Source organism: Streptomyces colwelliae, assembly GCF_048158785.1.
GTDB lineage: Bacteria > Actinomycetota > Actinomycetes > Streptomycetales > Streptomycetaceae > Streptomyces.
This window is the reverse complement of the sequence record NZ_JBLTJC010000599.1, coordinates 1-4,139: the sequence shown is the minus strand read 5'-3', so window position 1 is coordinate 4,139 and position 4,139 is coordinate 1. Positions and strand designations below refer to the sequence as shown.

General features: G+C 74.0%; 3 protein-coding genes. All 3 read right to left on the bottom strand.

Annotated features, from left to right (window positions below; genetic code table 11):
• Nucleotides 1-1,118, bottom strand: a 1,118-nt coding sequence (locus ACNFOC_RS51630; protein WP_416965906.1) for an ABC transporter ATP-binding protein, incomplete at its 3' end; no start/stop codon positions are given.
• A 91-nt stretch (nucleotides 1,119-1,209) separates the two neighbouring features.
• Nucleotides 1,210-1,968, bottom strand: coding sequence for an NUDIX hydrolase (locus ACNFOC_RS51625; protein WP_416965905.1), 759 nt, complete (start codon nucleotides 1,966-1,968; stop codon nucleotides 1,210-1,212).
• A gap of 130 nt (nucleotides 1,969-2,098) precedes the next feature.
• The gene (locus ACNFOC_RS51620; RefSeq protein WP_416965907.1) at nucleotides 2,099-4,039 is read right to left on the bottom strand and encodes a glycogen debranching N-terminal domain-containing protein; all 1,941 of its coding nucleotides are present in this window, start codon (nucleotides 4,037-4,039) and stop codon (nucleotides 2,099-2,101) included.
• Between the last annotated feature and the right edge of the window lie 100 nt (nucleotides 4,040-4,139).

The window sequence follows — 4,139 nt, the reverse complement described above, 5'->3', positions numbered from 1 at the left end:
GTGGTGGGCCGCTGTGGACTGTCGACGAGCGGCTCGGCGGCGCGGGGCTGTGGGGTCCCGGCAGGCGGTGTGTCGGTGGACGGCCTCGGCGTCTCCGTGCGCGGCGCATCTGTGAGTCGCGTCGGCAGCCCTGCGAGTGGCACGTCAGTGCGGGCCGATGGCACCTCGACTGCCGACGGGGGGCCAGGCGCTCGCGGCTCGTCGGCGGAATCCGCCTCGCCTCGGAGGGTCGTTCCGGCGCCCGGCCCCATGTCCCCGATCTCGTCCGCGAGTTGGTGGACGAGGATGTCGTACCGGAACGCCGTCTCGCCGACGTCGGCGCATGTACTGCCGTACACGGAAAGGCGGTTGCCGTCCTCCCGTACGACTTCGACGGAGCGGTGCGCGGTGCGGGCCTCCTTGGTGAGGAGGGCGGCGAGGCGGTTGGCGTGCGGGCTGCGGACGGCGACGCGGGGGCGCAGCCGGGTACGGGCGAAGTCTCCGGCCTCCTGGTCGGCGACGAGTCTGCCCTGCTCCAGGGTGACGACCTGGTCGGCGCAGCGGGCGGCCTCCTTGGGTTCCGCGGTGGTGAACAGGACCGTGCCGCCCTGGGCCGCGTGCGCGCGCAGCATGCCGTACAGCCAACGGCTTTCGCGGGTGGAGAGGGCGTCCGCGGGTTCGTCCAGCACGAGTGTGTGCGGGTCGGACAGCAGGGCGCAGGCGAGGCCGAGGCGACGGTCCATGCCGCGCGCGAGGCTGCCGAGACGTTCGTCGCGCAAACTGACGATGCCGACCACTTCGAGCACTTCGTCGGCGCGCCGGGCCGGAACTCCCGCCGCGGCGCACAGCATTCGCAGGTGGCCGCGGACCGATCGGGCCGGATGACCCGGCACATCGCCCAGCAGCACGCCGACCTCGCGCGACGGGTGGGCGATGCGGTGCAGGGGGCGGCCCCTGAAGTAGGTGATTCCACGTCCCTGTTGGAGTTCGAGCATGAGCCTGAGCGCGGCCGTCTTGCCCGCGCCCGGTGCTCCGAGGAGTGCGGTGACGCGCCCCGCACGGGCCTCGAACGAGACGTCGTCGACGGCGGGCGGATGCTCCTTGCGGGCGTTGCTGGTCAGTCCGAAGGCCTGGATCACCCACAGCAAGATAGCGCGCTATGTCCGTTTTTCCGGGCACCGAACGGCCCGCTCCGCAAGGGTTGATCGCCTCGGTCGCGGTGCTACGGCGTCACACCTCGGGGCGCAGCATCGGCGGGTTGAGCAGTGTGGCCCCGCCGGCCCGGAACAACTGTGCGGGACGGCCGCCCTGACGGGTCGTCGTACCGCCGGTCGGGACGAGGAACCCGGGAGTGCCGGTCACCTTGCGGTGGAAGTTGCGCGGGTCGAGCGCCACGCCCCACACCGCCTCGTAGACGCGGCGCAGCTCGCCGACGGTGAACTCGGTGGGGCAGAACGCCGTGGCCAGGGACGAGTACTCGATCTTCGAACGGGCGCGCTCCACCCCGTCGGACAGGATCTGCGTGTGGTCGAAGGCGAGCGGCGCCACCGGATCGCCGTCGCGTCCGAACCCGCCTTGTTGCAGCAGCTCTTCGACGGGCGCCCAGCGCGCGTTGCTGGCGTCGCCACCGGCGCGGGGCGCGGGCAGGTCGGGAGCGAGCGCGAGGTGGGCGACACTGACGACGCGCATCCGCGGGTCACGCTTGGGGTCGCCGTAGGTCGCGAGCTGCTCCAGATGCGCTCCGTTGTCCTGGACGGGGGCGCCCGGGTCGTGGGCGCGCAGTCCCGTCTCCTCGGCCAGTTCGCGCGCAGCGGCCTGCGACAGATCCTCGTCGGCCCGCACGAAGCCGCCGGGCAGCGCCCAGCGCCCCTGGAACGGCGGCTCGCCCCTGCGTACCGCCAGCCCGCACAGAGCATGGCGGCGCACGGTCAGCACGACCAGATCCACGGTGACGGCGAAGGGCGGATACGCTGACGGGTCGTAGGACATGCGGCGATCATAGTCGTCTGCCTGACGATAAACACTCCCTTCGCCGGTACCGCCATGACTGATCCACATCGGTGCGATGCGCGGCCCGCCCACCGCTTCCGGCCGTCTCCCGATACGGCCTCCGCCGAGGTCACGCTCCCAATTGCAGGCCGTCGGCCGCCTCCTCGACCATGGCGACACCGAGCCGGCCGACCCGTACGGAGAAGGGGGCGCCCGCGATCCGCAGCCCGGTCAGTCCGATCTCGCCGAGGGGTGCGCTGCGCACCGGGCGGAGGGTGACCGTGCGGGCGGGGGCGTCGGGGCGGATGCCCGCGAGGGTGGTCAGCAGCAGCACTCCGGCGGCCGCCGCCGTGGCCGCCGGGCGGCAGGCCGCCGGGTGCGGAAGCGGAGCGCTCCCGTCGGTGCGCTGCTCCCCCGCGTACATCTCGGGGAGCCGGTGTCCGAACGCCTCGGCCGCGGCGAGGACGCCCCGCAGCAGCGAGGTCGCCTCCTTCTCGTACGCGGCGGCGGCCAGGCCCGCGACGGCGATCGCCGTCTCCGCGACCCGCACGGCTCCGCCCCGGTGACTGAACGGGCTGTATCCCGGTTCCTTCACGCCCTGGCCGCGTAGCCCCCAGCCCGAGTCCATGGCCGGGGCGCCGAGCAGCCGGGCGAGTTGTTCGGCCCGCACCTTGTCCAGCAGGCCGGACGCGTACTCGCCGCCGCCCAAGAGGCCGGTGTCGAGGAGGTGGGCCGCGGTCGCGCCGAGGTGCGGTACGAGGCGTCCGTCGGGAGACCGGGCCGCCGCCGGGCGGCCGCCGCCCAGGTCCCCGATCCAGAAGTCCGCGCGGAAGGCGGTGCGCAACTCCTGGGCCCACTGCCGCAGTTCCGCACCGCCGGGTCTGCCGAACGCGTCGAGCAGATCGGCGCCGAGCAGCGCCGCCCGGTGGGCGTGGGCCTGTGTCTCGCAGCGGACGGGTCCGCCCGGGTGCGGGTCGCGCAGATAGGTGCCGTCGCCCACGGTGGTCCGCAGCCAGGTCAGACAGCGCTCGGCGGCCGGAAGGAACTCCTGTGTCTCCTGCTCCGGGAGCCCCCAGCGGCGGGCCTCCGCGAGCAGCACCGGGAAGAGCAGGGTCGCCTCGGTCCCCATGCAGCTCGGCGGCAGATGGGCGCCGGCGTCACGACGTGGTCCGGGAATCATGCCCAACTGCGTTCCTGCGCCCTGGAGTTGGGTGCGGGCGAGGATCCGCAGTGTGCCCGCGGCGAGCCGCGTACCGAGAGGCAGCGTCATCCGCGCCGCCGTGAGCGACTCCGCCGGCGCCAGACCGCAGCGCCAGGGTGCCCCGGCCGCGAGATGGATGTCGGAGGGGTGCGCGGGGTCGCGCAGCAGCAGCGCCTGGAGGTCCTCGATGCTGGTCCGCATGAGCACGTGCACTCGGGGGTCGTCGCCGGTCGCCCGTGCGGAGGCCAGAGGGCTGGTCGCCCCGTGGCCCACGGCCCGGACCGGTCCCGCGCCGTCCGGCCGTACCCGGAGTTCCACGCTCACCGTGCCGCCCGGCGGCAGTTCGAACTCCCAGCGCAGGAGTCCTGCGGAGGCCAGTGCGTCGGCGGGCGGCGGGTCGGCCGTGACCGCCGAACTCCCGGTGGGGCCGGACCAGCGCAGGCCGGAGTCGTGCACGCTGGCGGGCAGTTCGGGTCCTGTGCTGCCTGCGGCGATCGCGCCCAGGTCGGCCATGTCGGTGCCGAGCGCCACCTCGACCGGCAGACGCAGCGGGCGTCGGGAAACGCTGCGCAGGGTGATGCGCTCGGTGCCGTCGGCGTGCCGGGTCCGCTCGACGACGAGGTCCGGATCCGGGCCGCAGTCCGGGGACACCCGCACGGTCCCCACGAAACGGGCGCGGTCGGCCGCCGTCATCCTGGCCTGCACCGCCAGCGGTTCCCGTCCCGCCACCCGCACCTGGCAGCGGGAGAGCACGCGCCGACCCGCGCGGTAGAACCCCTCCAGCCCCCAGCCGTTCAGCTGCCCTTGCCCGGTGGAGACGGCGAGGCCCGGGAGGGCTACGCAGATCAGGGTGGTGTGGGTCGGGGGCAGTCCGAGGGAGCGGCGGGGCGTCGGGCGAGATGGGGCCTGCGGGTGCGGAGGAGGGCTCTGCGGCGAGGGGACAGGAGAGGACTGGCGTGGGGAGATGAGG

Excerpts from the sequence above, each read along its gene's own strand:
- ACNFOC_RS51625 (WP_416965905.1), bottom strand. The coding sequence starts at position 1,968 with ATGTCCTACGACCCGTCAGCGTATCCGCCCTTCGCCGTCACCGTGGAT.